General features: G+C 70.6%; 24 protein-coding genes. 9 read left to right on the top strand and 15 right to left on the bottom strand.

Annotated features, from left to right (window positions below; translation table 11 throughout):
* The 4 genes from fliF to Drose_RS31790 are packed head-to-tail and all read right to left on the bottom strand — an operon-like array spanning position 1 to position 2,694.
* Positions 1-1,620, bottom strand: a complete 1,620-nt coding sequence (gene fliF, locus Drose_RS31805) for a flagellar basal-body MS-ring/collar protein FliF (RefSeq protein WP_260724957.1) — start codon at positions 1,618-1,620, stop codon at positions 1-3.
* On the bottom strand, positions 1,620-1,940 hold the full coding sequence (gene fliE, locus Drose_RS31800) for a flagellar hook-basal body complex protein FliE (protein ID WP_260724956.1): 321 nt from the start codon (positions 1,938-1,940) through the stop codon (positions 1,620-1,622). Before fliE ends, fliF begins: the two co-directional genes overlap by 1 nt.
* Positions 1,941-1,945: 5 nt before the next feature.
* Positions 1,946-2,350 carry a flagellar basal body rod protein FlgC gene (locus Drose_RS31795; protein ID WP_260724955.1) on the bottom strand — a complete coding sequence of 135 codons (405 nt, stop codon included), beginning with the start codon at positions 2,348-2,350 and terminating at the stop codon, positions 1,946-1,948.
* A 2-nt stretch (positions 2,351-2,352) separates the two neighbouring features.
* Positions 2,353-2,694 carry a flagellar basal body rod protein FlgB gene (locus Drose_RS31790; protein ID WP_260724954.1) on the bottom strand — a complete coding sequence of 114 codons (342 nt, stop codon included), beginning with the start codon at positions 2,692-2,694 and terminating at the stop codon, positions 2,353-2,355.
* Between the two features lie 284 nt (positions 2,695-2,978).
* Between Drose_RS31790 and Drose_RS31785 the strand changes: the two genes are divergently transcribed.
* The 3 genes from Drose_RS31785 (at position 2,979) to Drose_RS31775 (ending at position 9,097) form a co-directional block, all read left to right on the top strand.
* Complete coding sequence (locus Drose_RS31785; protein WP_343871260.1) at positions 2,979-5,183, top strand: MMPL family transporter; 2,205 nt, start codon at positions 2,979-2,981, stop codon at positions 5,181-5,183.
* A 174-nt stretch (positions 5,184-5,357) separates the two neighbouring features.
* A complete protein-coding gene (locus Drose_RS31780) occupies positions 5,358-7,286 on the top strand; it encodes a glycosyltransferase (RefSeq protein WP_260724952.1) in 1,929 nt (642 codons plus the stop codon).
* Positions 7,283-9,097, top strand: a complete 1,815-nt coding sequence (locus Drose_RS31775; RefSeq protein ID WP_260724951.1) for an FkbM family methyltransferase — start codon at positions 7,283-7,285, stop codon at positions 9,095-9,097. Before Drose_RS31780 ends, Drose_RS31775 begins: the two co-directional genes overlap by 4 nt.
* A 43-nt stretch (positions 9,098-9,140) precedes the next feature.
* Here the strand turns inward: Drose_RS31775 and Drose_RS31770 are convergent, their stop codons facing one another.
* The 8 genes from Drose_RS31770 to Drose_RS31735 all read right to left on the bottom strand — a co-directional run bounded on the left by Drose_RS31770 (position 9,141) and on the right by Drose_RS31735 (position 17,701).
* Entirely contained in the window at positions 9,141-11,321 is a 2,181-nt protein-coding gene (locus tag Drose_RS31770) for a tetratricopeptide repeat-containing glycosyltransferase family 2 protein (protein ID WP_260724950.1), read from the bottom strand.
* 41 nt (positions 11,322-11,362) lie between these two features.
* On the bottom strand, positions 11,363-11,692 hold the full coding sequence (locus Drose_RS31765; RefSeq protein WP_260724949.1) for a hypothetical protein: 330 nt from the start codon (positions 11,690-11,692) through the stop codon (positions 11,363-11,365).
* Positions 11,689-12,075, bottom strand: coding sequence for a flagellar export chaperone FliS (fliS, locus tag Drose_RS31760; RefSeq protein ID WP_260724948.1), 387 nt, complete (start codon positions 12,073-12,075; stop codon positions 11,689-11,691). The genes Drose_RS31765 and fliS overlap by 4 nt, the downstream gene beginning before the upstream one ends.
* An 84-nt stretch (positions 12,076-12,159) precedes the next feature.
* Positions 12,160-13,521 carry a flagellar filament capping protein FliD gene (gene fliD, locus Drose_RS31755; protein ID WP_260724947.1) on the bottom strand — a complete coding sequence of 454 codons (1,362 nt, stop codon included), beginning with the start codon at positions 13,519-13,521 and terminating at the stop codon, positions 12,160-12,162.
* Positions 13,522-13,638: 117 nt separating this feature from the next.
* Positions 13,639-14,499: a flagellin N-terminal helical domain-containing protein gene (locus tag Drose_RS31750; protein ID WP_260724946.1), complete on the bottom strand. Its 861-nt coding sequence runs from the start codon at positions 14,497-14,499 to the stop codon at positions 13,639-13,641.
* A 175-nt stretch (positions 14,500-14,674) separates the two neighbouring features.
* A complete protein-coding gene (locus Drose_RS31745) occupies positions 14,675-15,538 on the bottom strand; it encodes a flagellin N-terminal helical domain-containing protein (protein WP_260724945.1) in 864 nt (287 codons plus the stop codon).
* Positions 15,539-15,699: 161 nt separating this feature from the next.
* Positions 15,700-16,557: a flagellin N-terminal helical domain-containing protein gene (locus tag Drose_RS31740; protein WP_260724944.1), complete on the bottom strand. Its 858-nt coding sequence runs from the start codon at positions 16,555-16,557 to the stop codon at positions 15,700-15,702.
* A gap of 274 nt (positions 16,558-16,831) precedes the next feature.
* The gene (locus Drose_RS31735) at positions 16,832-17,701 is read right to left on the bottom strand and encodes a sigma-70 family RNA polymerase sigma factor (RefSeq protein WP_390891259.1); all 870 of its coding nucleotides are present in this window, start codon (positions 17,699-17,701) and stop codon (positions 16,832-16,834) included.
* A 160-nt stretch (positions 17,702-17,861) separates the two neighbouring features.
* Between Drose_RS31735 and Drose_RS31730 the strand changes: the two genes are divergently transcribed.
* The 6 genes from Drose_RS31730 to Drose_RS31705 all read left to right on the top strand — a co-directional run bounded on the left by Drose_RS31730 (position 17,862) and on the right by Drose_RS31705 (position 23,427).
* A complete protein-coding gene (locus tag Drose_RS31730) occupies positions 17,862-18,344 on the top strand; it encodes a flagellar protein FlgN (protein ID WP_260724943.1) in 483 nt (160 codons plus the stop codon).
* Positions 18,345-19,745 (top strand): flagellar hook-associated protein FlgK, encoded by a 1,401-nt coding sequence (gene flgK / locus Drose_RS31725; protein WP_260724942.1) that lies wholly within the window; start codon positions 18,345-18,347, stop codon positions 19,743-19,745.
* Positions 19,746-19,793: 48 nt separating this feature from the next.
* Complete coding sequence (gene flgL, locus Drose_RS31720) at positions 19,794-20,654, top strand: flagellar hook-associated protein FlgL (RefSeq protein ID WP_260724941.1); 861 nt, start codon at positions 19,794-19,796, stop codon at positions 20,652-20,654.
* Between the two features lie 32 nt (positions 20,655-20,686).
* Positions 20,687-21,103 carry a flagellar assembly protein FliW gene (gene fliW / locus Drose_RS31715; RefSeq protein ID WP_260724940.1) on the top strand — a complete coding sequence of 139 codons (417 nt, stop codon included), beginning with the start codon at positions 20,687-20,689 and terminating at the stop codon, positions 21,101-21,103.
* Between the two features lie 82 nt (positions 21,104-21,185).
* Positions 21,186-21,422 carry a carbon storage regulator CsrA gene (gene csrA / locus Drose_RS31710; protein ID WP_343871254.1) on the top strand — a complete coding sequence of 79 codons (237 nt, stop codon included), beginning with the start codon at positions 21,186-21,188 and terminating at the stop codon, positions 21,420-21,422.
* Between the two features lie 361 nt (positions 21,423-21,783).
* Positions 21,784-23,427, top strand: coding sequence for a sensor histidine kinase (locus Drose_RS31705; protein WP_260724939.1), 1,644 nt, complete (start codon positions 21,784-21,786; stop codon positions 23,425-23,427).
* A gap of 24 nt (positions 23,428-23,451) precedes the next feature.
* On the opposite strand, the gene Drose_RS31700 is transcribed toward Drose_RS31705, so the two are convergent.
* From Drose_RS31700 to Drose_RS31690, 3 genes are all read right to left on the bottom strand, one after another.
* Positions 23,452-23,901, bottom strand: coding sequence for an iron chaperone (locus Drose_RS31700; protein ID WP_260724938.1), 450 nt, complete (start codon positions 23,899-23,901; stop codon positions 23,452-23,454).
* A 255-nt stretch (positions 23,902-24,156) separates the two neighbouring features.
* The gene (gene gsmA, locus Drose_RS31695) at positions 24,157-25,044 is read right to left on the bottom strand and encodes a sporangiospore maturation cell wall hydrolase GsmA (protein WP_260724937.1); all 888 of its coding nucleotides are present in this window, start codon (positions 25,042-25,044) and stop codon (positions 24,157-24,159) included.
* 116 nt (positions 25,045-25,160) lie between these two features.
* Entirely contained in the window at positions 25,161-25,982 is an 822-nt protein-coding gene (locus tag Drose_RS31690) for a zinc metalloprotease (RefSeq protein WP_260724936.1), read from the bottom strand.
* Positions 25,983-26,007: the final 25 nt, after the last annotated feature.

Raw genomic sequence — 26,007 nt, 5'->3', positions numbered from 1 at the left:
CTAGCCACGCCGGTCCGCGAGCCAGCCGCGCAGCAGTTGTGCCACCTCGTCGGGCTGCTTCTCCACCATGGTCGTCAGGTCGCGGAACCGGCCGTCGCGGTCGAACTCGTCGCCCGGCGCGCCGCCGCCCTCCAGCGCCGGGGCCCCGCCCGGGCCGCCGCCGCCTTCCAGCGCGAGCTTCGCGCGGGCCGCCTCGATCGCGGCCTGCATCTCCTCCAGCGCGGCGTTCTGCTCCTCGGTGAGCTTCAGCTTCTCCGCCTTGCGCTTCTTGCGCTGCCGGAGCGCGGCCACGATCAGCAGGATCAGCAGCGCGAGGACGATCGCGCCCATCTGGACGTACTGCTGCCGCACCTCCGCCTGCTGCTGCTTGGTGGCCTCCGCCTGCGCGTTCTGCTCGGCCTCGGCGGTGCTGGTGTCGAAGGCCATCGAGCTGACCGCGATCTGGTCGCCGCGGGTCGCGTCGAGCCCGACCGCCGAGGACACCAGTTGCTGCAACTGCGCCTCGTCGATCCGCGCCTTCGAGCTGTCGACGATGACCGCCACGGCGAGCTTCTTCACCGCGCCGGGGGCCGATTTGCGGGTCTCGGTGACCATGCCGACCGCGTTGTTGCGGGTCTCCGTCGTCTGCTGGTACTGCCCGTCGCCGCCGGCACCGGTGCCGTTGGGGACCTGGATGTTGTCCGGCCCGAGCACACCCCCGACCGGGGTGCCGTTACCACCCGTGTACTGCTCCGACTTCTTCGACTCCGACAGCGGCGGCACGGCCGGATCCGCGACGTACCGCTGCGTCTTCGTCTCGGTGTTGTCGAAGTCCAGGTCGGCGGTGACGTTGACGACCGAGTGTCCCGGCCCGACGACGGTGTCGAGCATGTGCTGCAACGCGGTGTTGAGCCGTTGCTCGTACGCGCCGGTCAGACCGGCGGCACCGTCCGCTCCCGTTGCGCCGCCGCTGTCGCCGGAGCTCGACAGGACCTTGCCGTTGGCGCCGACGACGGTGACCGCGTTCGGCTCCATCCCTTCCACGCTGGAGGACACGAGGTGGATGATCGAGGTCACCTTGTCGCCGGAGAGCGGCTTGGTGCCGGTGTCCACGAGCACCGACGCCGTCGGCGGCTGCTGCTCGTCGGTGAAGACGTCCTTCTGCGGGATCGCGAGGTGTACCGTCGCCGCATTGACCCCGTCGATCGACCGGATCGTCTTGCCCAGCTCACCTTCCAGCGCCCGCCGGTAGGTCACCTGCTGCATGAACTCGCTCGTCATGACGCCCTGCTTGTCGAGCAGGGCGTAGCCGGCGTCACCCTCGGCGGGCAGGCCGGCGCCGCTCATCGAGATGCGCAGGGCATAGACCTGGTCGCTGGGCACCATGATGGTGCCGCCGCCGTCGGTGATGGAGTACGTCACGCCCTCGGCGTTGAGCCGGTCGACGATCGCACTCGCGTCCGCGGCCGCCAGGTTCGAGAACAGCGGGGCCATCGTGGGCTTGCCCGCCCACGTCGCGAAGAAGTACCCGCCGATGGCCAGCGCCAGCACGGCGACGACGGTGACCGCCTTCTGCCCCGGCGTGAACGACTTCCAGCCGTCGGCGCCACGGCGGCCGAGCGCGGTGAGCCGCTCGCGCATCAGGCCTGCATCCTCATGATCTCGTTGAACGACTCGAGGGCGCGGTTGCGCACGGCGGCGGCGAGGCTCGTCGCGAGACTCGCCTGGGTCGCCGCGATCATGTAGTCGTGCACGTCGGTGAGCCGGCCGGTGGCGGCCTGGACGGCCAGCCCGTCGGCGGTGTCCTGGACCTGCTGGAGCCGTTGCAGGCCCTGCGCCACCATCGCGCCGAAGTCCACGCCGCCGGCGGTGCCGCCGGTCTCGCCGCCGCTGCCGGACGAGGCGGTGACGGGGGAGAGGCCGGAGACGGCCCCGATGGGAGCGATCGCGTCGATGGACACGGGGATCAGCCCTTCCCGATCTGGATCGCCGCCTGGTACGCGTCTTTGGCGCGGTCCACGACGGTCAGGTTCGCCTGGTAGGCCCGCTGCGCCATGATCATCTGGGTCATCTGCGTGCCGAGGTCGATGCTGGGGTACTTCACGTAGCCCTCCCGGTCGGCGAGGGGATTGTCCGGCTCGTACACCAGCCGGCCCTTGGCGTCGCCGAGCGCGGTGCCGGCCACGACCGCCCCGCCCTCGCCCGATCCGTAGCCGACGGCCTGCGCCTGCACGTACCGCGCCCGGAACACCTCGCCGTTCGTGGACACCGCGTCGTTGATGTTCGCGACGTTGTCCGCGATGGCGTCCAGCCACTTGCGGTAGACGGTCACACCGGTGCCGGCGATGCCGATCGCGCTGAAGATGGTCATGATCAACCCCTGATCGCGGTGCGCAGCAGGACGAACTTGTCGTCGGTGGCGCGCAGCATCGTCTGGTACCGCAGATTCGTGTCGATGTTCGAGAGCACCTCGTGGTCGAGGTTCACGTTGTTGCCGTTCTCCCGGGTCGGCTCCAGCGATCTGGCCACCCTGACGGGTGCGTTGCCGGGCTCACCCGCCTCGACAGCGGTGCGCAACGCGTCCTCGAACTGGACCCGGCCGGCGAGAAACCCCGGCGTCTCGATGTTGGCGATGTTGTCGGCGATCACCCGCTGCCGCTTGGCCAGCCCGGTGAGGGCGCTGTGCAGGGCGACCGACGTGACGTCTTCGAACACGGACCGAACTCCCGTCGGTGTGTCGCCGGTCCGTGGCGCAACTGATGAGCGATCCTTGCTCGTTGGGCACATCGGCGCCCGGGGTCGTATGTTGAGGCAGTTCGGTGTGCCGGTTGGTTGCCGCTTGGTTGCCGGTCGGTGGCAGGTCGGTGGCGGTTCGGGGCTTTCGTCTCACCCGTCACGGGTGTCAGGGAGAACCCCGAATGCCCCCACCGGGCGGATCCGGGTGGGAGCGGGGTCCGGCCCGGATGTTCGCGGCGCCGCCGATCCATAGCGTCGTCGGCGTGGAGAAGAGACCGCTTACAGTTCGGGTGGCACGGTGGAGTGCCGAGCATCCTTGGCGCGCGATCGCACTGTGGGTCGTGTTCGTCGCCGTGTGCTTCGTCGGCGGCAACATGGCGGGGACCGTCGAGGCGACCAGCACCGACCAGGCGATCGGTGAGTCGGGCCGGGCCGACGTCATCGTCAAGGACGGCGACTTCGACGCCCCGGCCGCCGAGAGCGTGCTGATCACCGCGCCGTCCGGCGCCCTCGACCCGGCCGAGGCCCGGGCCGCCGCCGACGACGTGACCGCGACGATGAAGGCCCTGCCCGAGGTCGCGGAGGTGAGCCCGCCGCTGCCGTCGCACGACAACAGCGCGCTGCTGGTGCGGGTGACCATGAGCGGCGACCCCGAGACGGCGCGGGAGCGGCTCGCGCCGCTGCGCAAGGCCACCGAGGAGGTGCAGCGCCGCCACCCCGGCCTGCGGGTCGAGGAGACCGGCGGCCCGTCCATCGGTCAGGCCATGGACGACACGCTCGGCAAGGACTTCAAGCGGGCCGAGTTTCTGAGCCTGCCGGTGACGTTCGCGATCCTCATCGTGGCGTTCGGCGCGCTCATCGCCGCCGGTGTGCCGGTCCTGCTGGCACTGTCGTCGGTCGCCGCCGCGCTCGGCCTCTCGACGCTCGCCTCGCACCTGGTGCCGTCGACCGACACCACCGCCAGCGTCATCCTGCTCATCGGCATGGCCGTCGGCGTCGACTACTCGCTGTTCTACCTGCGCCGTGAGCGCGAGGAGCGGGCGAAGGGCCGCAAGCACCTCGACGCCGTCGAGATCGCGGCCGAGACCTCCGGGCACGCCGTCGTCGTCTCCGGCATCGCCGTGACGATCTCGATGGCCGGCTTGTTCCTCGCCGGTGACGTCGTCTTCTCGTCGCTCGCCGTCGGCTCGATCCTGGTCGTCCTGGTGGCCGTGCTCGGCTCGCTGACCGTGCTGCCGGCGCTGCTGTCCAAGCTCGGCCGGTGGATCGACCGTCCCCGGGTGCCGGTGCTGTGGCGCCTGACCCGGCCGCGCGCCGAGGGCACCGGCGGCCGGTTCTGGTCCTTCATCCTGCGGCCGGCGATCCGCAAGCCCTTCCTGACGCTCACCGTCTCGGTGCTGGCGCTGCTGGCCCTGGCCGCACCCGCGATCAGCATGCGGCTGGCCTTCCCCGGCATGGAGGACCTGCCGCGCACGACGCCGACGATGCGGGCGTACGACCGGCTGGTGCGGGCGTTCCCCAGCAACGGCACCACGCACACCGTCGCGGTCCGGGTGCCCGACGGGCAGCGACCGGCGGTCGAGCGGGCGCTGGACACGCTCGCGCGGAAGGCCGCGGCGGACCCGCTGTTCGCGCCGCTGGACGAGGCGCCGGACGTCCGGTTCTCGGCCGACGGCAAGGTCGCCACGCTCGAGGTCGCCACCCCGTTCACCGGCCGGTCGGACCAGGCCAAGGAGTCGCTGACCCGGCTGCGCACGCAGCTCGTGCCGCAGACGCTGGGCCAGGTGCCCGGCGCCGAAACGGCCGTCGGCGGGTTCGTCGGCGCCGACGTCGACTACGCCGGCCACGTGAAGCACAACCTGCCCTACGTCATGGGCTTCGTGCTCGTGCTGACCTTCCTGGTGATGGCATTCACGTTCCGCTCGGTGGTCGTCGCCCTGACGTCCATCGCGCTGAACATGCTGTCCGCCGCGGCGTCGTACGGCCTGGTGGTGCTGATCTTCCAGAACACCTGGGCCGAGGGCATCCTCGGATTCACCTCGATGGACGCGGTCGTGTCCTGGCTACCGCTGTTCCTCTTCGTGGTGCTGTTCGGCCTCTCGATGGACTACCACGTCTTCGTGGTGAGCCGGATCCGCGAGGCGGTCGACCGGGGCATGCCGACCCGGGCGGCGGTGGCGCACGGCATCACCGGCTCGGCCGGCGTCGTGACCAGCGCGGCGATCGTGATGGTGGCGGTGTTCTCCATCTTCGCGACGCTGAGCACGATCGACATGAAGCAGTTGGGTGTCGGCCTGGCGGCGGCGATCCTGCTCGACGCGACCGTCATCCGGGCGGTGGTGCTCCCGTCGCTGATGACCCTGCTGGGCAACGCGAACTGGTGGGCCCCGCGCTTCATGCGCCGCCGCCCGCCGGCCGCCCACCGCGCCCGGATCGTCGAGGGCGAACTGGTCGGCTCCCCCCACTGACACTCGCCAACCATTGTGCGTCGATCTTGCAGTTGTGGTGCCTAACAAAACGGGCATTCTGGGAGTGTCCCGGCACCACAACTGCAAGATCGACGCGGTGGGGCGGGGTGGGGTGGGGCGGGGTGGGCGGGGGGGTTTTCTCAACGATGCGGGACGGGTGCCGATGGGGAGCGTGTGCGGAACAACACACGCCGGGCGGTCGTCGCTGTCATCCTGCCGTCCCGCGACGCCATCGCGTACCGTCGCTGCGCCAATCTTGCCCGGCAGGTGGCCGCCCGCGGGTGGGACGTGCTCACCGTCGAGCCGGTGCGGGCCGAGCAACCGGCACTGCGGGAAGTCGGGCTGGACCAAGGGGTCCGGAAGTTCCTGCTCGAGGTCGCCAACCCGGAGCCGTTCCACGGTGACACGCCTGCCGAAAGGCTGCTCGCCGAGCTGCTAGTCGACTGGCCCGTCGACGCCGTCCACGTGCACCTCGCCGGGGAACTGGTCGACGCCGCGGTGCTGGAACGCGTGTGGCTGCTCGGCATCCCGCTCGTCACCAGCGTCCACGCCGGCTGGCAGCCACCGCGTGGCGAGTCCGCCCTGGCCTTCCTCGCCGACCAGTTCACCCGGGCCGACCTCGTCTGCGTCGCCGACCACCGCGGCCTCCAGGCGGACTGGCTCGACCCGGGCAGCCCGGTCCTCGACCACTCCAGCCCGCGGGCCGGCAAGGGGTGGGCCGACGTGTACCGCGAGCTCGCCGGCGAGCTGGAACCGCCGGAGACCGACCTGACGATGAGCGTCGTGGTCACCACCTACCAGCGGCCCGGGCCGTTGCACGAGTGCCTCGCCGCGCTGTGCCGGCAGACGCTGCCCCGCGAACGGTTCCACGTGGTGGTGGTCGACGACGGGTCCGCGGAGAGCGCCGAGCCGATCGTGCTGCCGTTCCTGGACCGGCTCGACCTCACCTTCATCCGGCTCGACCGGAACGTCGGCCTCGGCGAGGCCCGCAACGTCGGCGTCGAGGCGAGCCGCGGCGACATCCTGTTCTTCCTCGACGACGACGACGAACCCGCGCCGCGCTGCCTCGCCGAACACCTGCGCACGTACCTCGAACACGGCGACGAGGTCGACGCCGTCCTCGGCTGGACCGGCCCGACCGCCGACCGCGCCACCAGCGTCGAGGCCTGGCTGGCGTTCCGCGGCACGGTCTACATGAGCCACGAGGGCCTGCGGCACCTGAGCGTCGGCGACTGGTACCAGTTCTGGGGCGGCCGCTCGACGATCCGCCGTTCGGTGCTCGGCGACACCCGCTTCGAGGTCTCGTTCGCCGAGGACGCGGACCTCGCGTACCGTCTCGCCGGCAAACCCCGCGGCCTGAGGGTCGTGCACAACCGGCACGCCGTGCAGCGGGTCCGGATCGGGCTCGACGCGCTGTCGCTGATGCGCCGCGCCGGGCGCGTCGGCCAGGCCCGGGCACACCTCGCCGAGCGGCATCCGGCGCTGCGCACCCACCCGGCGTTTCGCAGCAGCACGTATGAGGCCACGGCGCGCAAGCTCGCCCGCCGGGCCGACGCCCGGCTGCGGCTACTCACCGCGAACTGGCCGACGACCCTGGAGGAGCTGCGGAAGCTGCCGGACCCGCACGGCAAGGGCACGCTGCTCGACCGGCTGCACTCCGACCTGCTGACGGTCAGCTCGATCGAGGCGAGCCTCGGCTGGCTGCTGGTCGCCCGCCGGGCGGCGGCCCGGGAGGAGGGCCGGCCGCTGCGGGTCGGCATCAGCGCGTTGTCGCCGCTGCTGAGCGAGGTGGCGCGGGCGCTGGCCGACGCGCCGGAGCATGCGGCGGTACTGGTCGTGGGTGTGCCCCGAGAAGGCCGAGCGCCGAAGGCGTCGACCGGCATCGGATCGGACGGCCACACGTTCAGCGGCGTCGGGGACGTCGAGGTGCTCGCCTGCGACGACGCCGACGACCTGTGGCGGGCGTGCGACGTGGTCGCCTCGTTCACCCCGCTCGACGGCCACGACCCGACCCGGCACGCCCTCCCGCTGCCGCGCGGCACGATCAGCGACTCCCTGCGGCGCCTGCTGCACACCCGCGACCTGGTCGGGAGCTTCCGATGACAGCAGTGATCCAGCAATTGCGCATCCCCAGGGTCTTCCACCGCATCTGGTTCGGCGGTCCGCTGCCGGCCCGCGAGCAGGCGTTGGGCGAGACGTGGGCGCGGCACCACCCCGGCTGGGAGCTGCGGCTGTGGCGGGAGGAGGACGTCCCGCCGCTGGTCAACCAGGCCGCCTTCGACGCCGCCACGACGATGGCGCAGAAGGCCGACATCTTCCGGTACGAGCTGCTGCTCGCCCACGGCGGCGTCTACGTCGACACCGACTTCGAGTGCTTCCGCGACATCGAACCCCTCCTCGGCGGGGTCGACGCGTTCTGCGCCCGCGAGGACGGCTTCCGGGCGAGCATCGGGCTGCTCGGCTGCGAGCCCGGCCATCCCTTCTTCGCCGCGGTCGTGGCGGCGCTCGCCGACTCGGTCGCCTGGCTGCCGGACCGGCCGCCGAACGAGCAGACCGGGCCCGAGCTGCTCACCCGTACGCTCATCGAGCAGGACGCCCTGGGCCGTCCGGTCCCGAGCGTCTTCGGGCCGGAGCTCTTCTACCCGTACCACTGGACCGAGCCGCATCGCGCGGGCGACGAGTTCCCGGACGCGTACGCCGCCCACCACTGGGCGAAGTCGTGGCACGTCGAAAAGCCTGTGGCGCCCCTGAGCGGGACCGCCGAGCGGATCCTCGTCACCGTCGACCCCGACCTCGTGGAGGCCGGCGCGGCCGTGCTGTCCGGCGCGCTGGACGCCGCGTCGTCCGTCCCCGGCACGGAACTGGCCCTCGTCGTGAAGGGCGTGCCCGAGGCGACGGAGGCGGTGGGCGACGCCGTCGCCGGCGTGATGCTCCAGCTCGCCGACGGGCGCGACCTGCCCGACATCGTGGTCTACGGCGAGCCGGAGGGCAGCTCCCTGCCCGCGAAGGTCCGGGTCGAGCTGAGCACGGACCCGGCCGAGAACGCCCGCTCCCTGCGGGCGCTGGGCCGTCCCGCCCCGGTGCCGGCCCCGGCCCCGGCCGCGTCGCCGCCCTCGCCGTCGCCGGCGCATGCCGCCGTCTACGTCGGCGGCGGGCGGGTGCTCGTGCGCACCGTGTGGGGTGACAAGCTCTACTGCGACGGCGCCGACATGAGCCTCACCCCGGACCTGGTCCTCAACGGCGCCTTTGACCCGGCCCTCTGCGGCTTCGTCAGGAGCTGGCTGCGCCCCGGCGACACCGCCTTCGACGTCGGCGCCAACATCGGGGCGCTCACGGTCCTCATGGCCCGCACCGTCGGGCGGCAGGGCCGGGTCCTCGCCTACGAGGCGAGTCCCCGCCAGGCGGCCCTGCTGCGCGACAACGTGGCCGTCAACTACTACAACGACTGGGTCGAGGTCCGCGAGCAGGCCGCCTGGTCCCGCGCCGAGACGCTGACGTTCCACCTGAGCGAGCGCTTCCAGGGCAACGGTTCCCTGCTGCGGCACGACGACTGGTACGCGGGACACTTCCGGGTCGACCGTCACGACGAGGTGACGGTCGACGCCGTACCGCTGGATCCCGTGCTGCTGGAACACCGCCCGCGGCTGGTGAAGATCGACGTGGAGGGCGCCGAGGCCGATGTGCTGGCCGGGATGGCGGGCTGGCTGGCCGGGGCGCGCGACGTCGCGATCGCGGTCGAGGTGGTGCGCAACCGGATGGGCGAGCGCTGGCCGGCGTTCGCCGAACAGCTCGCCGGGCTCGTCGCCGACGGCTGGCGACTGGCCGTGATCCAGCAGGACGGCTCGGCGGCCCCGGTCGACCTGTCCCTGGTGCTCAAGGCCGGCTGGTTCGACAACGTGGCCCTGCTCCGCTGACCGCCCCCGCGCCCCGGGGACCCGGGGCGCGGGGGCGACGGGGTCAGGCGTCGGCCAGTTCGATGTTCGCGGACACCTGGGGTGCCAGGATGCGCATCTCGTGCAGGACCGCCTCGCTCTCCGCGTCCGGCACCGAGGACAGCGCCTCGTGGAGGAGGGGCAGCGCGGCCTCGTCGTGGAACATCTCCAGCGCGATGGCCGCCGCCAGCGTGCGCTCCCGCGGCGTCCGGCGCTCGTCGGCGGACAGCGCCAGCAGCGTGCACTGCGCCGGGAAGCCGTGCTGGCGCAGGCGGGCGGACCACTCCATCGCGCGGATGAGGGGCACCTGGCGGCCGACCCGGGCGGCCAGCGTCAACACCGTCGGCTCCCCGGGGTACCGCCGCCACAACGCCTCCAGCAGTTCGTCGGCCGCCTCCGGCGGCGCCTCCGCGATGCTGAACAGCAGGCCGCGCAGGGCCTCCCGGGGCAGCAGCTCGGCGACCTCGGCGAGGCTGCCGTCCGCGGCGCCGAGCACCTGCGCCATGCGGGCCACCGGCACCGGCACGCGGCCGTCGCGCAACGCCTGCCGCAACTGGAAGGCGGCCTCCCGGTGGCGGTCGAGGCGGCTCAGCGCGTCGATGTGCAGGCCGGCGAAGCGTCCCTTGCCGACGCCGTAGAGCAGGTCGTTGGCGCCCGACTCGGGCAGCTCCTCGATGAGCTCCAGCGTGCGCTCGTAGTCGCCCTCGGCGAACCGCAGCTTGACCTCGTGCTCGCCGACCGTGAACGGCGTGTTGGCGATCCCGCGGAGCCGCTCGATCGTCTCGTTGGCCTCGGCGAGGCGGCCGACCGTGAGGTACGCGTCGGCGAGGATCTTGAGGAACAGCACGTGGTGCGTGTGTTCCCTGGCCTGGGCGAGTCCCCGTTCGCTGGTCTCGATGCATTCCTCGATGTGGCCCGAGCCGAGCTGTGAACGGGCCAGGTTGCCCACCGCGGTGAGTCCGCTGATGTCCTCGGCGGCCAGCTTGGCCAGCCGGAGGTTCCGCTGCGCCTTGTTCTTCACCAGGCCGCGGAGGCGGGTGTACCCCGAGTGGTCGAGCACGAGGTCCGGCAGGAGCGAGCCGTTGAGCGCCCGGCCGGTGATCCGGTCGACGACCTGCTCGTGGAGGCGGCCGTAGATGCGGGCGTGCGACCGGCGGAACATGCGCGGGTAGTAGATGGTGCTCGTGCCGGCGCCGCCCTCGTGGCCCTCCTGGTTGTCGATGGTGGCGAAGAAGGCGTCGCGCTCGGCGTGCCGCAGCGCGTCGCGGACCGCCTTCGCGTTGCCGGTGAACACCTCGTCGGCGTCGATCCACAGCACCCAGCGGCCCCGGCAGTGCTCCAGGGAGCGGTTGCGGGCGTCGCCGAAGTGGTCGCTCCAGAAGCCCTCGACGACCAGGGCGTCGTGCGCGCGGGCGATCTCGACCGTACGGTCGCCGGAGCCGGTGTCGTAGACGACGATCTCGTCCACGAGCTCGCGCACCGCGTCGAGCGACCGGCCGAGGACGTCCTCCTCGTCCTTCACGATGAGGCTCGCGGAGAGCAGGGGCTCGCCGGGCGGCTCCGGGACGTCCGGGCGGAGCCCGCACCTCGGCGAGCCGACATGGGCCACCAGCGCGGCCTGCGCGACGACGAGCCGGCCCTGAACGGCCAGCCGCTCGTACGGCAGGTCCGCCGTCGGCCCGCCGGCGATCGCGAGCGCGTCCCGGCGGATCGCCACGCACACCGGGCCGAGCCGGTCCACGTCGCTGAACTCCTCGCGGTGCTCGTGGCGCCACTCCCGCGCGTACGCCTTGAACGCCGCGGCGCTCGTCAGCGCCGAGTCCGGCAGGTCCGCCTGCTGCGGCCCGTAGCTGTGCTGGCAGCGGGGCCCGGCGGCGACCACCGCCGGGTCGGCGAACGACTCGACCACCGGGTCCAGCCAGTACGCCGACAGCACGACGTCGCCGTCGACGAGGACCACGATCGGGTGCCGGGTGGCCTCGAGGCCGACGGCCCACCGCCGGCCGGGGTCCGGCTCGCCGGTCTCCACGACGCTGAGCCAGGACTGCCCCCGCAGTTCGGCGCGCAGTTCGGGACGGTCGGCGGGCAGGACGCAGACGACCTCGTCGCGCATGCCCAGGGTAGGCCGGAGCGATTCGAGACAGGCGTGGAAGTCGTCGGGGTTGCCCCCGGCGGCGATGATCACGGACACCGGGATGTGGCTCATGCTGCCCGTATCGGCGCGTTCAGGTGCTTTTCGAGGGTTTCTCAGGTGCGGTTGTCGAGGAACACCGGGATGCTCTGGTCGACCTCACGGTGCAGCCGGGAGACGAGGCGGGCCTGCTGCCGGTTGCCGGCGATGGCGATCGACAGCTCCCGCGACAGGTCGAGCTGCCGCTGCATCAGCCGGCGGGCCCGGTCCTCCAGGGCGAGGGGCAGCGGCCCGAGGTCCGGCGGCGGCGTGAACGTCGCCGCGTCCGCGGGCAGCCGCTCCAGCAGGTCGCGGTGGCGCAGGAGCTGCTCGACCTCGTCGGCCTCCAGCTCCATGGCGTCGAGCGCGGTGCTCCACGCGGAGTCCCAGTGGCCGTCGCCGGTCATGGTCCCGTTCCGGTCACCTGCGCGGCCGCCTCGCGCCACGCGTCGCGGAGCTGCTCCGCGAGGCCCTGGACGGTCTCGACGCGCGCCCGGTCCCCGGTGATGTTGGCCTGGACCAGCTCGTTGAGCAGGTAGCTGTACAGCGCGGCGAGCCCCGGTCCGCCGCTCCAGACGGAGGTGTCCAGCGTCGCGCGGAGCTCCATGATGATCTCCTGCGCGTGGTGGATCCGGGTCGAGGCCGTGGACCGGTCGGCGTCCTCCAGCGCCTGGCCGGCGATCATCAGGTCGAGGACAAGCCGGTCGTACAGCATCACGAGCAGGCGCGCCGGAGGGGCGGTCGCGACGCTGTCGCTGACGTACCGGTTACGGAGGGCTTGGGTGGTCATGCGTTTCTCCAAGGGCCGAGGGGATGAGTGCCTGGTTCAGAGCTGAGGCCGGCCCCTGGCCGCGCGCCGGCCAGCAAACGTGCGCTAGCCCAGCGACGACAGTTGGCCCGCGAGCCAGCTCGACTGGTTGCGGAGCTTGCCGAGCGCGGTCTCCATCGCGGTGAACTGCCGCTGCAACGTTTGCTGGCGGGCCGCCAGGCGGACGTCCCAGTCGCTGATGCGGTCGTTGAGCTCGGTGATCGCATCGTTGCCACTGGTGATGAACCGGGCGAGGGTGCCCGTGTTGGTCTGCGTGGCCTTGTCCGCGACGCTGACCATCTTGTCGGCGAAGCCGTCCTTGACGCCGTCGCCGTCGATGTCGGTCGTGCCGTTGAAGTACGACTGGGTCTTCACCGGATCGGCGTTGAGCGCGGCGAGGAACGTCGTCTTGTTGAACGACAACTGCCCGTCGCGGGTCAGCTCGACGCCGACGTCCTTGAGGCTGCCCAACGTGCCGGCGCCGCCGGACACGGTGCTGAGCACGGTGGTGGCGAGCGACTGCATCGAGGAGTTGCCGGCGAGGGGACCGCCGGCGATGCCGCCGCTCTTGGACTTGGTCTGGGTCGCGATCTCCGACAGCGTCGCGTTCGCCGCGTCGACCATCGCCTGGACCTTCGCCGCGATGCCCTCCGTGTCGCTGGCCACCGTGACGGTGATCGGCGGGTCGGTCGGCGCCTGGACCTTCGACGCGGTCACGGTGAGGCCGTCGAGCAGGCCCTTGAACGTGTTCGTCGACGACGACACCTCGAACGGGTTGGTGGTGCCCACGCTGAGCACGGCGTTGTCGCCCTGGGTCGCGATCGCGTCCGCGCCCAGGCCGTCGAGTCCGCTGACGGTGAACGTCGAGCCGGTGCCGGTGGTGGTCGCGGTGAGCTGCAGCGTGTACTGGCCCGGGGCGGCCTGGATCGCCGTCGCCTTCACGCCGAGGTCGGCGGTCTTGTTGATGGCGTCGACGACGCCCTTGAGCGACGTGTCGGCGGGGGTCACCGTCTTCGTCTGCCCGTTGATCGTGATGTCGAACGAGGAGCCGCTCATGACGCTGTCGGTGGTTTCCGCGACGCGGCCGCCGTAGACCAGCGAGTGCGCGGAGGCGAGCTTCTTCACGGAGAAGGTCAACGAGCCGCTCTGGGAGGACCCGCTGGCGGTGGTGGTCGCCACGACGGCGTCGGAGCTGGACGTCGCCGTAGCGCCCTTCCAGGCGACCGGGTCGTTGAGCGCCTTCGCCGCGGTCAGCAGTGCCGACATCTTCGTGTTGATGCTCTGGTACGAGGTGACGACCTTCTGCTGTGCGCTGACCTTCGACTTCAGCGACGTCTGCGGAGCCGCCTCCACCTGCATCAGTTGGCTGATGACGGCGGAGGTGCTCATCCCTGAGATCAAGCCGTCGACGCTGCCACCGGTGACCATGCGGTACCTCCTTGATAGACCCCACCCTTGCCGATCTTGCACTTGTGGTGCCTCGACACTCCCACGATGCCCGGTTTGTCAGGCACCACAACTGCAAGATCGATGCGTGGCAAACCGCTAGCGCAACAGGGACAGGACGTTCTGCGGTGCCTGGTTGGCCTGGGCGAGCATGCTCGTGCCGGCCTGGGTGAGGATTTGTGAGCGGGTGAAGGACACCATCTCCTGGGCCATGTCGGTGTCCCGGATCCGTGACTCCGACGCGGAGAGGTTCTCGACGGCGACGTTGAGGTTGTTGATGGTGTGCTCGAAGCGGTTCTGGTACGCACCGAGGGTGGCCCGAGCGGTCGAGACGCCCTTGATCGCGGTGTCGATCGCCTCGATCGCCGCCGTGCCCGAGGTGGTCAGGTCGAGGCCGCCCACACCGAGACCGGCCGAGTCGAAGCCGGTCACCGTCGAGCCGCTGCCGAAGGCCGGCGTGCCGAGGCTGACCGTGATCGCGTCCGCGTCCGCGGTGTTGGCGCCCACCTGGAACGTACCGACGTATGCCGCGTTGCCCACGTCCAGCAGCTTCTGGCCGCCGAAGGCCGTGGTGGTGGCGATGCGGTCGAGCTCCTGGGTGAGCTGCGAGAACTCGGTCTGCGCCGCGGCGCGGGCGTCGGAGTCCTGCGAGCCCGTGGACGACGCCTGGACGGACAGGTCGCGCATGCGCTGCAGGATGGAGTGCGTCTCGGTGAGCGCGCCTTCAGCGGTCTGCACGACCGAGATGCCGTCCTGCGCGTTGCGGACGGCCACGCTCAGGCCGCCGATCTGCGACCGCAGGCCCTCGCTGATCGAGAGGCCCGCGGCGTCGTCGGCCGCGCGGTTGATCCGGAAACCCGAGGACAGCTTCTCCAGCGACTTGCTCATCTGGCTGTCCGTCACCGACAGGTTCCGATAGGAGTTCTGCGCGGCGATGTTGTTGTTGATCCGAAGACCCATGCCGTTTCTCCCTGAGACCGGGTCGGGCCGTCCGTGGCCGTGTCGTCAGTTCGCTCATGTCATCGGCCCGCGCCCGGGACCCTTGAGGCTTCCGCGCCCGGATATGTGGCAGGGCACGGCGCCCTGGCTGGGTGCCGTGCCCTGTCGTGTCCTCGTCAGGTTTGCCCTTTCAGTCCTAGCGCAGCAGCGAGAGGACGTTCTGCGGCGCCTGGTTCGCCTGGGCCAGCATGCTGGTGCCGGCCTGGGTCAGGATCTGTGAGCGGGTGAACGACACCATCTCCGAGGCCATGTCGGTGTCCCGGATCCGCGACTCCGACGCGGACAGGTTCTCAACGGCGACGTTGAGGTTGTTGATGGTGTGCTCGAACCGGTTCTGGTACGCACCCAGGGTGGCCCGAGCGGTCGAAACACCCTTGATGGCGGTGTCGATCGCCTCGATGGCGGACGTCCCGGCCGTGGTGAGGTCCAGCGTGTTGACGCCGAGCCCGGACGAGTCGAAACCGGTCACCGTCGAGCCGCTGCCGAAGGCGGCGGTGCTGAGGTCCACAGCGATCTGATCCGCGCCGGCGGTGTTGGCGCCGACCTGGAAGGTGCCCGCGTAGGCACCCGCGCCGCCGATGTCGAGCAACTTCTGCCCGCCAAAGGCGGTGGTGGTGGCGATGCGGTCGAGCTCCTGCGTGAGCTGCGAGAACTCGGTCTGCGCCGCCGCCCGTGCATCGGAGTCCTGCGAGCCCGTGGACGACGCCTGGACGGACAGGTCACGCATACGTTGCAGGATCGAGTGCGTCTCGGTGAGAGCACCTTCAGCGGTCTGCACGACCGAGATGCCGTCCTGCGCGTTGCGCACCGCGACCTTCAGGCCGCCGATCTGGGACCGAAGACCCTCGCTGATCGAGAGGCCCGCGGCGTCGTCGGCCGCGCGGTTGATCCGGAAACCCGACGACAGCTTCTCCAGCGACTTGCCCATCTGGCTGTCCGTCACCGACAGGTTCCGGTAGGCGTTCTGGGCAGCGATGTTGTTGTTGATGCGAAGACCCACGACAGTTCCTCCTTGAGTTGGGTCGTTTCCGGGCCGTCCGTGGCCCGTTCGTACTGCTCATCGGCCCGACTGGCCGCCACTGAAGGATTCGGCGGGAAAATCCTCGGTGGAAAACGGCGACGGCGCCCCCCGCGGGAGCGCCGTCGCGTGTCACTACCGGACTACCGCAGGAGCGAAAGGACGTTCTGCGGTGCCTGGTTGGCCTGGGCGAGCATGCTCGTGCCGGCCTGGGTGAGGATTTGTGAGCGGGTGAAGGACACCATCTCCTGGGCCATGTCGGTGTCCCGGATCCGCGACTCCGACGCGGAGAGGTTCTCGACGGCGACGTTGAGGTTGTTGATGGTGTGCTCGAACCGGTTCTGGTACGCACCGAGGGTGGCCCGAGCGGTCGAGACGCCCTTGATCGCCGCGTCGATCGCCTCGATCGCCGCCGTGCCCGAGGTGGTCATGTCGAGGCTGCCCACACCGAGACCGGCCGAGTCGAAGCCGGAGACCGACGAGCCGCTGCCGAAGGCTGCCGTGCTGAGGTTGACCGAGATCTGGTCGGCGCTGCTGGTGTTGGCGCCCACCTGGAAGGTGCCGGTGTAGGCGCTGCTGACGTCGAGCAGCTTCTGACCACCGAAGCTGGTGGTGGTGGCGATGCGGTCGAGCTCCTTCGTCAACTGTGTGAACTCGGTCTGCGCCGCGGCGCGGGCGTCGGAGTCCTGCGAGCCCGTGGACGTCGCCTGGACGGACAGGTCGCGCATGCGCTGCAGGATCGAGTGCGTCTCGGTGAGCGCGCCTTCAGCGGTCTGCACGACCGAGATGCCGTCCTGCGCGTTGCGCACCGCGACCTTCAGGCCGCCGATCTGCGACCGCAGGCCCTCGGAGATGGACAGGCCGGCCGCGTCGTCGGCGGCGCGGTTGATCCGGTAGCCCGAGGAGAGCTTCTCCAGCGACTTGCTCATCTGGCTGTCCGTCACCGACAGGTTCCGGTAGGCGTTCTGGGCAGCGATGTTGTTGTTGATGCGAAGACCCACGACAGTTCCTCCTTGACATTGGGTCGTGATTGCCGAGCCGTCCCTGGCTCGCTCACCGTAACTATCGGCAGACGTAGTTAACGACTAAGCATTCTGATCCAGATACTTTCCGCACCCCGTACGAACCCGTCCCGCACCCACCCCTCCCGCACCCACCCCTCCCGCACCCGCTCCTCCCAGCGTTGATCTTGCAGTTGTGGTGCCTGACAAACCCGGGCATCGTGGGAGTGTCGAGGCACCACAAGTGCAAGATCAACGCGGAGGGGGGGTGGGGTCAGGGGGAGCGGGGGAGGCCCAGGGGGGTGGTCAGCGCCAGGCGGGTGGTGAGGTTGCCCTGGGCGGCGATCTGCGTGTAGTAGGCCGCACGGCGTCGCGCCACGCATCCCTCGGGGCGAAGGCGCGGACCGGCCAGCTCCGGGTCGAGGTGGTTGTTGAGGCCGTCGCGGAGCAGGACGAGGGCCTCGGCGCGCAGTTGGCTGATCCGTGATTCGGTGACGCCGAGATCGGCGGCGATGTCGTTCATCGAGCGTTCGTCGAAGAAGTACGCGGTGACGACGTGCCGGAGCCGATCGGGGAGGGCGTTGACGGCGTGGTGGAGGTAGCCGATGCGCTCGCGGTGCAGGATGAGGTCTTCGGGGCCGGCGGTGCGTTCGGGCACGAGGTCTTCGGCTGTGCCGACGGTGAAACCTTGCAGGGAGAGGACGACGGCGCGTTGGACGTCGTCGTCGATGGCTTTGAGCTCGTCGACGGTGATGCCGAGTGTTTCGGCGAGTTCGGCCGGGGTGGGTGTGCGGCCGAGGGCCGCGGTGAGTTCCTGCTGGGTGGTTTCGACGCGCCGGGCGCGGGAGCGTACGGAGCGGCTGGCCCAGTCGAGGCCGCGCAGCTCGTCGAGGAGCGCGCCGCGGATGCGGGTGGTGGCGAAGCTACCGAACGGGATGCCGCGCTCGGGGTCGAACGACTTTGCCGCACCGGCGAGTGCGGCCATGCCGGCCGACACGAGGTCCTCGCGCGAGACGTGTGCGGGCAGCCGGCCCAGCATCTCCCGGACGAGGTGGCCCACCAGGGGCAGATGGCTGCGCACCATGGCGTCGAGGTCCGAGGCGGTCAGCGGCGATGTGGCGGAAGGCGTGGCGGTGGTGGTCACGGCAACCTCTTCGTGGCAGGAGTTGGTTGGTCGGGACCAGCCTCGGAAGCGATGGGTGCGCGCCCGGGTGACGCAAAGTTGCAAGGAGGTTGTGCTCAACCCTCGTATCGACCTGCCGACGTGTAACCACGAATGCGGCGGCGGCAGAAGGGCGGAGCGCATGGGGTTGGCGGACCTCGCGAGCATTCTGTGGCGCGAACGCGAGATGCTGGAGCTGCTGCTGTTCAAGCTGGAGGAGGAGCAGCTCGTGCTCGCCGGTGGACGGACCCGCTGGCTCGCGCACGCCACGCGCGAGGTCGAAGTGGTCCTGGAGGAGATCCGGCGCACCGAGGTGATCCGCGCCGCCGAGGTCGAGGCCATCGGCGCCTCGCTCGGTCTCGGCCCCAACCCGAGCCTCTCCCAGCTCGCCGAGGCGGCCCCGGCACCCTGGTCGGAACTGCTCAACCAGCACCGCAAGGCGTTCCTGACGCTGACCGCCGAGGTCAGCGCACTCGCGGAGGCCAACCGCGACCTGTTGACCACCGGCGCCCGGGCGGCTCGCGAGACCATGCTCGCCGTTGTCGGCTCCGTCGAGACGTACGGGCCGAAGGGGCAGACGGTAGCCGCCGCCGGCCGCACGCGGCTGATTGATGAGGCGATGTAGATGAGCACGTTTTCCGGCCTGGGTGCCGCGCTGTCCTCGCTGTACGCGCAACGGCGCGCCCTGGACCTCACCGGCCAGAACATCGCGAACGTCAACACCGAGGGCTACTCGCGCCAGCGCGTGGAGTTGTCACCGCGCGAGGCGGTCAGCGACCCGGCCCGCTGGTCGAGGAGCACCGGTAGCGGCGACGGTGTGGAGGTCGCCGCCGTCACGCGGCTGCACAACGAGTTCATGACCAACCGGACCCGCGCCGAGCACGGGCTCAACGAGTACCTCCAGGCGCACCGCACGGTGTTCGCCAATGTGGAGCAGGCGCTCGGTGAGCCGTCGGACACCGGCCTGCAGTCGCAGCTATCGGAGTACTGGGCGGCGTGGTCGGACGTGGCGAACCGGCCCGGGGACACCTCCGCCCGTACCGCGCTGCTGTCGCGCGCCAACACCGTCACGGCGACGATGAACACCACCCGCCAGAACCTCGACAACCTGTTCGGCGCGACCCGCGAGGCGCTCGACGCGGACCTCTCGGTGGTGAACCAGACCAGCGCCGGCGTCGCCGACCTCAACGCGCGCATCGCGCTGGCCAAGACGGCGGGCATGCCCGTCAACGAGCTGTCCGACAAGCGGGATCAGCTCGTCCTGAAGCTGTCCGAGATGACGGGGGCGACCGCGCGGCTCAAGCAGGACGGCACGGTCGACGTGATGCTGTCCGGCGCGATGATCGTGCAGGGCAACATCACCCGGGAGCTGCGGGCGGTCGGCACCAGCTCGGTCGACGGGCGGACGATGGCGCCGGTACAGGTCAGGTTCGCCGACGACAACACGGTCGCGTCGATCACGACCGGCCGGGTCGCCTCGCACCTGGAGGCGTTGACGAAGACGGTGCCGGACGCCGTGGACGGGCTGGACAACGTGGCGGCGGTGCTCGTCCAGACCGTCAACGCCCAGCACCACCAGGGTTACGACATCACCACCGTGCCGCCGGCGACGACCCCGAGCCCGCAGCTCGGCGGGGACTTCTTCAGCGGTACCAACGCCAAGGACATCAAGGTCGCGATCACCGACCCGACGAAGATCGCCGCGTCGAGTACTGCCACCAACCCGTTCCAGGGCGACAACGCGAACCTGATGGCCGACATCGCGAAGAACCCCGCCGGCGCGGACAGCGTCTACCGCAACTTCGTGGTCGACATCGGCATCCAGGCGCAGACGATCAACCGGCGCGCGGAGGCCCAGCAGGTGATCTCCGACGACGTGACCGCCGCCGAGCAGGCGGAGTCGGGCGTGAGCCTCGACGAGGAGATGACCAACATGATCCAATTCCAGCGCGCCTACGAGGCGGCGGCGAAGGTGATCAGCACCGTCGACTCGACGCTGGACACGCTGATCAACATGAAGCGATAGCACGAGGAGGGGGAACGGATGCCCGGCTTCCGTGTCACAGAACGGTCGATGGCCACCAACACGCTGTCCAATCTTCAGGTCAATCTCGCCCGCAACCAGCGGCTGCAGGACCAGCTTTCCAGCGGCAAGCTCGTCACGAAGGCGTCGGACTCGCCCGGCGGTGCCGTCATCGCCATGCAGCATCGCAGCGACATGGCGGCGCTCAACCAGTACTCCCGCAACGCCGACGACGGACTGGGCTGGCTGAGCATGGCCGACACCGCGCTGACGAGCGCCTCGACGCAGATCAACCGTGCCCGTGAGCTGGTGCTCACCGGCCTGTCCAGCGGCTCGGCCGGCAGCTCCGAGGCCCGTGAGGCGATCGCGCTGGAGGTCGACAACCTGCGCCAGTCGCTGATCGACCTGGCCAACACCACCTACCTCGACCGGCCGGTCTTCGGCGGCACGACGGCCGGCCACCTCGCCTACGACAACAACGGCGCCTACCAGGGCGACGACGGCCAGGTCAACCGCATGATCAGCGCCAACGCCGCGGTCCGCGTGGACACCAGTGGCGACCAGGTCTTCGGGTCCGGCCCGAACACCGTCTTCGCCCTCCTCGGCCGCATCTCGGACAACCTGCGGAACAACCCGTCGGGGTTGCAGGCCGACCTCACCGACATCGACACGGCGCAGAAACGCCTGCAAGCGGCGCTTTCGGGGGTTGGATCCCGATATAATCAGGTTTCGCAGATGCAGCAGACCGCGGAGAACCGGGTGCTCGACCTGAAAGCCCAGTTGTCCGACGTCGAGGACATCGACCTGCCGAAGACCATCACCGAGCTGTCCCTGCAGCAGACCGCCTACCAGGCCGCGCTGGCCGCGACCGCGAGGGTCATCCAGCCGTCGCTGGTGGACTTCCTGCGTTAGGTGGGCGGCTCGAACCATACCGTGAGGAACCTATGAGCGTCGCCACCGTGGGACCGGAGACCGCCACCTTGCCGGTGATCGACTTCGTCTCGCCGATTCCCGGGTTCCCCGACGACCGGCGGTTCGTCCTGGTCCGGCTCGACGAGGTCGGCGTGCTCTACGCGCTGACCTCGGTCGACTCGACAGGGCTGCGGTTCCTGGTCGTGCCGCCCGCGCAGTTCTTCCCGGACTACGAGGCCGAGGTCGACGACGACACGCTCGCCGCCCTCGGCGTGACCGATCAGTCCGATCTGCTGGTGCTGCTCGTCGTCACGGCCGGCGACGGCGCGCAGGACGCGACCGTCAACCTGATGGCGCCGATCGTGCTCGACCAGCGCAGCCGCCGGGCGGTCCAGTTGGTGCTCAGCCGCAGCGGACTGCCGGTCCGGCAGAAGCTGCTGGTCGCCTGATCGGGGCGGCGCCCGGGCTTTCCGCACGGGTGATCTGACAAATCGGGTACTGTTCGCCTATCGCCCAGCGAAGGAGCGGCTCGTGCTCGTCCTGACCCGACGTCCCGGTGAAAGCGTGATGGTCGGTGACGACGTCGTCGTCACCGTGCTCGACGTGCGCGGCGACGTGGTACGGCTGGGCATCAAGGCACCGCGGAGCATCCAGGTCCATCGCGAAGAGGTCTACCAGGAACTGCAGAAGGTCAACCGCGAGGCCGCGTCGCCGAGTGACGTCGCCGTCCGCGCGCTGAGCCGCATGCTGCGCTCCGACGCCAAATAGCCACCGAACCCGGCCCCGGCAAACCCGACTTCTCAGGACGTCAGCACCGATGCCAACAGGCCGGTCGACAAGCTCGGGGAGGGCACGGCAGTAGACGGTCGATCGCCGCGGCCGCCCGCGCCGTCGAGGCGACCATCGCCCGCATCGACGACTGCCAGGTGAGCGTCGCCGGCGCCGGCGAGGAGCGGACCGCCGCGGACCGCGAGAGCGGCCGGACACACCAACGAGATCGCCACGACGGTCGCGGACATCGCCGAGGCCGGCACCTCGCTGACCGGGGCCCGGCGGCTCGCCGGCATCGTTGAGGAGATGAACGGCCCGGTCGCCCGATTCCGGTTCTCATGGTTCGGATTGGACACCGATGTTGTACGGCGACGCCGAACCGCGCACGCCGAGCGCACCCGGCCACCGGCTGCGCCTCCTGCCACTCCTGTCGGTCGCCGTCCTCGCGGTAGCGGTCGCCTGGCTGCCGCCCCGGACCGGCCCAGTGGCCCTCGGTTCGGCGACCGGCCTGCTGGTGGTACTGCTGGCGACCGCCGTCATGACCCTCCGGCGCCGCCTGCCGACGTTCTTCGAGGCGTTGCCGGCGCTGGGGTTCTTCGGCGTCGTCGCGCTGCTCGACCTCGCCGCCGACGGAGGTACGGCCGGCTACGAGCCGCTCGCGCTGTTGCCGGTCTTCTGGCTCGCGCTGCATCACGGCCGAGTCGCCACCGCGATCGGCGTGACCATGATGGCGCTCGTCTTCCTGGTCCCCGTGGTGCGTGACGCGGGCCTGCTCCGGACGGAGTGGCGCCACACGCTGCTCGTCATCGTGCTCGGTGCGCTGATCGCCGCCGCGGCGCGGAGCTGGACCCGGCGCCTGCGCTCGGTCACACGGCAGGCGGACCGGGAACGCGACTTCTCGCACGCCGTCCTCGCCGCCGCCACCGACCGGGCCGTCATCGGCGCCGACCGGCACGGGGTCGTGACGGTGTTCAACGCGGGCGCCGAGCGGCTCCTCGGGTACCGCGCCGCGGAGGTCGTCGGCGTGGCGGACCTGGCGCGGTTCCACGACGAGCTGGACCTCGGCGGGCTCGAGACCCTGCTCGCGCCGGCCCGTTCCGGCGACACCGAGCCGCGCGAGTGGACATATGTGCGGCACGACGGCGGCCGGCTGCCCGTCACGCTGGCGGTGAGCGCCGTCCGCGACGAGGCCGGGGAGGTCATCGGCTATCTCAGCGTGGCCCGGGACGCCACGCGGGAGCGGCGCGCTGCCGAGGCGACGCGGCAGGCGCTCGCGCGTGAACGGGACGCGGCCGACCGGCTGCGCGAGTTGGACAAGGTGCGCGCGGACCTGGTCGCGACCGTGTCGCACGAGCTGCGGACCCCGCTGACCAGCATCCTCGGCAACGTGGAGGTCCTCGTCGACGGTGACGCGGGCACGGTGGCGCCGGCGCAGGCGCGGCTCCTGGCCGCGGTGGAGCGCAACGCGCGGCGGCTGCTGGCGATGATCGAGGACCTGCTGATGCTGTCGCGGATCGAGGCGGGCACGGTGAGGATCAACGCTCGTCCCGTACAGTTGCGCTCCGTCGTGGCGGGTGCGCTGGAAGCGCTGGAGGCGGTGCGCGGCCGGCGGGGCGTAAGGTTGGACGTCGAGCTGCCGGACACGCCGTTGTCGGTGCACGGCGATCCGGACCAGTTGGAGCGGGTCGTCGTCAACCTGCTGGACAACGCGCTGAAGTTCACCCCGCCCGGCGGCAGCGCGCGGCTGTCGGCGGACCTGGACGGCGAGCAGGTGCGGTTGACGGTGGCGGACACCGGGATGGGGATCCCGCCGGGAGAGATCGACCAGGTCTTCGACCAGTTCTATCGTTCGACCCGTTCACGGGAGCACCAGACGCAGGGCACGGGCCTGGGACTGGCGATCACGAAGTCCATCGTGGAACGGCACGGCGGCCGGATCTGGGCAGGGCCGGCCCTCGGCGAGGGCACGGTGGTCACCTGCCTGCTACCGCACCACCGCTGACCCGAGCGCCCGGTCCGACAACCGTCAGGAGACCGCGGCCTTCACCAGCTCGATGAGCTTCTGTTCCACGACGGGGCTCCAGTGCTGGAGCGCATACGACACCGGCCACACGTCTCCGTCGTCGAGATTGGCCGCGTCCTGGAACTCCAGGGTCGAGTAGCGGGAGTTGAACTTGCCCGAGTTCTTGAACGCGACGACGATCTTGTCGTCCGCGTTCGCGTAGGCGGGCATCCCGTACCACGTCTTCGGCGACAGCTCGGGAGCGGTGGCGGTCACCGTCACATGCACGCGCTCGGCGAGCGCGCGATCCTCCGGCGCCATCTTCGCGATGCTGTCGAGAGCCGCTTGCAGCCCGTCGGCCTTCTTGGCCCCCTTCTTGCCCTCGGCGCGCAGCTCGGCGGCGCGCTCCTTCATCGCGGCGCGCTCCTCGGCGCTGAAGCCGTCGGACTCGGTCTTGGAACTCTTCGCTGGCATTTCCGGGCTGCCTTTCGACGCTCGACGTCCGGCGGGAGGCCGGCCGTTCGAGGGAAGACTACGGCCGACGACACCCGGGCGCTTCTCGACTTCTGATCGGATCGGGGGCCGGCCGCCGCAAGGCATCGCCACGAGGTGCGTCGCGGCCCTGGAAGCCGGGGCGGAGGTCCGGCGCGCGTTCCGGCCCGGACGCGCGACGGCGGCCACGCCCGGGACGAGCCGGGCATGACCGCCGTCGCGGGCCTGGTCAGCGGGTCAGATCGCCAGGTCGTACTGGTAGAGGTTGTACTTCGTCATCAGGGTGACCAGCTTCGTCGTGTAGTTGGGATCCGTGGCGTAGCCGCCCTTGTGGACCTCGGCGACGAACTGGTTCGGGTTGTTCGTGTAGTTGAACGCCGCGGCGTAGCGGCTCAACGACTTTAGCTGCATGCCGTGGTCCCGGAACGAGTCCAGCGAGGAGTTGTACGACCGGAAGGTCGCCACCGTGGTCCAGCAGGCGCCCGTCGCGTTGCACTCCTGGGTGCTGTAGGACTTGCAGCCCGCGGCGTACTGCCCGGCGTTGTTGTTGAAGCACTTCATCCCGAAGAAGTTCCGGTCGTTCGCCGACAGCGAGCTGCGGCCCCAGCCGGACTCCAGGATCGCCTGGGCGAGGGTCACCGAGGCCGGCACGCGGGTGTCGCGCTGGCTCTGCTGGGCCGGTCCGACCGAGGCGGCCAGGAACTGTTCGTTGGTCATCGTCCCGGTCGGACCCGCCGGCACGGCGGGCGCGGGGGCCGGGGCGGTGGGGGCCGGCGCCGGCGGGGGCGGCGCGACGACACACGTGGGCAGCGCCGGGTTGCCGGAGACGTAGGCGTGCGAGATGTAGTCGCCGAGCAGGGTGCGGTCCCACTGCGCCGTGCGGCGGACGTTGCCGCGCAGGTACTGGCCGGTGAACTTGCAGGTGACGGTCATCTTCTGCTTGTTCTTGATCGTTCGGGTCTGCGGCCACCAGTTGGCGGCGCCGGTGCGGGCCGGCAGCGATCCCTTGACCTGGACGCTGACGACGGCTGCGTCGGCCGGGGCGGTGGCCACGACGAGCGTCGCCGCGGTCGCGGCGAGGGTGAGTGCCGGAGCGAGGACGTACTTCCTGAGGTTGCGCAACATGAACTGATCTCCCATGAGGGGTGGGTGGTCCCCTCAAAGGTCGTCAGGTCAGGTTGCGTGCCTCGTTCCGCGCCGGGTGCCGGATCGTTGCGGGCAAACGCCCGCGGCCGCGCGGCTCAGTTGGTCCCGTACTGCTGCTTGAGCGTCAGGTAGTCGCCGAGGCCGAGGCCGCGGTAGGCCGTCGAGCAGTCCGGCAGGCCGTCGGTCATGGTCAGCGAGCCGTGCTCGGCGAACGCCACGTGCCCGAGGCCGAAGGCGTGCCCGAACTCGTGGGTGATGGTGCCCTCCAGGTCCCACCGCGAGCCGCAGCCGGGCGGGACCGACAGGAAGAACAGGCCCTCGGTGTCGTCGATGAGGATGTCGGCCTCGACGCTGCGGCCGTTCTCCTTGCCGCCGTACCACCAGATGCAGGTGACGGCGAGCAGTCCCTGGTTGAGCCGGCCGAAGGAGACCGCGTTGTGGCCGTCGCGCTCGCCGCAGCCGCCGTCGGCGGTCACGCCGGCCCGGTGGTCGGTCTTCCCGGCGTACGACTCCTGGATCCCGAGGTTCTCGGGCAGGCCGCAGTCGTTGCGCCCGGTGTCGACGGTGGTTGCCGCGCTGCGCAGCGTGTCGACGACGGCGGTGCGGTCGCCCAGGTAGGCGGGGATGGTGCGCTCGTTGACCCGCCAGCGCAATTCGTTGCGCCAGCGCATGCCGAGCCAGGTGCCGCTCGGGTCGGCGCATCGGCTGCTCTCCTGTGCGGCCTCGGTGATCTCGCCCGTCGGCGGTGCGGGGATCACCGGGAGCCAGCCGCGCGCCGTCGCGGAACGCGCGACGTGGAGCGGTGCGGCCGCGTCTCGGAAGGACGTTGCTGGTCCGGTCACCAGTGCGAGCGCGCAGACGAGCAGCGGGATCAGTGCCCGTCGGGCTGCTGCCAGACCACTGTCGATCTTTGGCACCCTTTTATTCTTGTCCGCGGTACCC

It is taken from the genome of Dactylosporangium roseum, from assembly GCF_025264685.1.
Lineage (GTDB): Bacteria > Actinomycetota > Actinomycetes > Mycobacteriales > Micromonosporaceae > Dactylosporangium > Dactylosporangium roseum.
The sequence above is the reverse complement of the archived record's forward strand: the minus strand, read 5'-3'. Positions and strand labels throughout refer to the sequence as shown.

Excerpts from the sequence above, each read along its gene's own strand:
- fliW (WP_260724940.1), top strand. The coding sequence starts at position 20,687 with ATGAGCGTCGCCACCGTGGGACCGGAGACCGCCACCTTGCCGGTGATC.
- flgL (WP_260724941.1), top strand. The coding sequence starts at position 19,794 with ATGGCCACCAACACGCTGTCCAATCTTCAGGTCAATCTCGCCCGCAAC.
- Drose_RS31765 (WP_260724949.1), bottom strand. The coding sequence starts at position 11,692 with ATGACCGGCGACGGCCACTGGGACTCCGCGTGGAGCACCGCGCTCGAC.
- Drose_RS31730 (WP_260724943.1), top strand. The coding sequence starts at position 17,862 with ATGGGGTTGGCGGACCTCGCGAGCATTCTGTGGCGCGAACGCGAGATG.
- Drose_RS31770 (WP_260724950.1), bottom strand. The coding sequence starts at position 11,321 with ATGAGCCACATCCCGGTGTCCGTGATCATCGCCGCCGGGGGCAACCCC.
- gsmA (WP_260724937.1), bottom strand. The coding sequence starts at position 25,044 with ATGTTGCGCAACCTCAGGAAGTACGTCCTCGCTCCGGCACTCACCCTC.
- Drose_RS31700 (WP_260724938.1), bottom strand. The coding sequence starts at position 23,901 with ATGCCAGCGAAGAGTTCCAAGACCGAGTCCGACGGCTTCAGCGCCGAG.
- Drose_RS31705 (WP_260724939.1), top strand. The coding sequence starts at position 21,784 with ATGTTGTACGGCGACGCCGAACCGCGCACGCCGAGCGCACCCGGCCAC.
- fliS (WP_260724948.1), bottom strand. The coding sequence starts at position 12,075 with ATGACCACCCAAGCCCTCCGTAACCGGTACGTCAGCGACAGCGTCGCG.
- flgK (WP_260724942.1), top strand. The coding sequence starts at position 18,345 with ATGAGCACGTTTTCCGGCCTGGGTGCCGCGCTGTCCTCGCTGTACGCG.
- Drose_RS31775 (WP_260724951.1), top strand. The coding sequence starts at position 7,283 with ATGACAGCAGTGATCCAGCAATTGCGCATCCCCAGGGTCTTCCACCGC.
- fliF (WP_260724957.1), bottom strand. The coding sequence starts at position 1,620 with ATGCGCGAGCGGCTCACCGCGCTCGGCCGCCGTGGCGCCGACGGCTGG.
- fliD (WP_260724947.1), bottom strand. The coding sequence starts at position 13,521 with ATGGTCACCGGTGGCAGCGTCGACGGCTTGATCTCAGGGATGAGCACC.
- Drose_RS31795 (WP_260724955.1), bottom strand. The coding sequence starts at position 2,350 with ATGACCATCTTCAGCGCGATCGGCATCGCCGGCACCGGTGTGACCGTC.
- Drose_RS31750 (WP_260724946.1), bottom strand. The coding sequence starts at position 14,499 with ATGGGTCTTCGGATCAACAACAACATCGCCGCGCAGAACTCCTATCGG.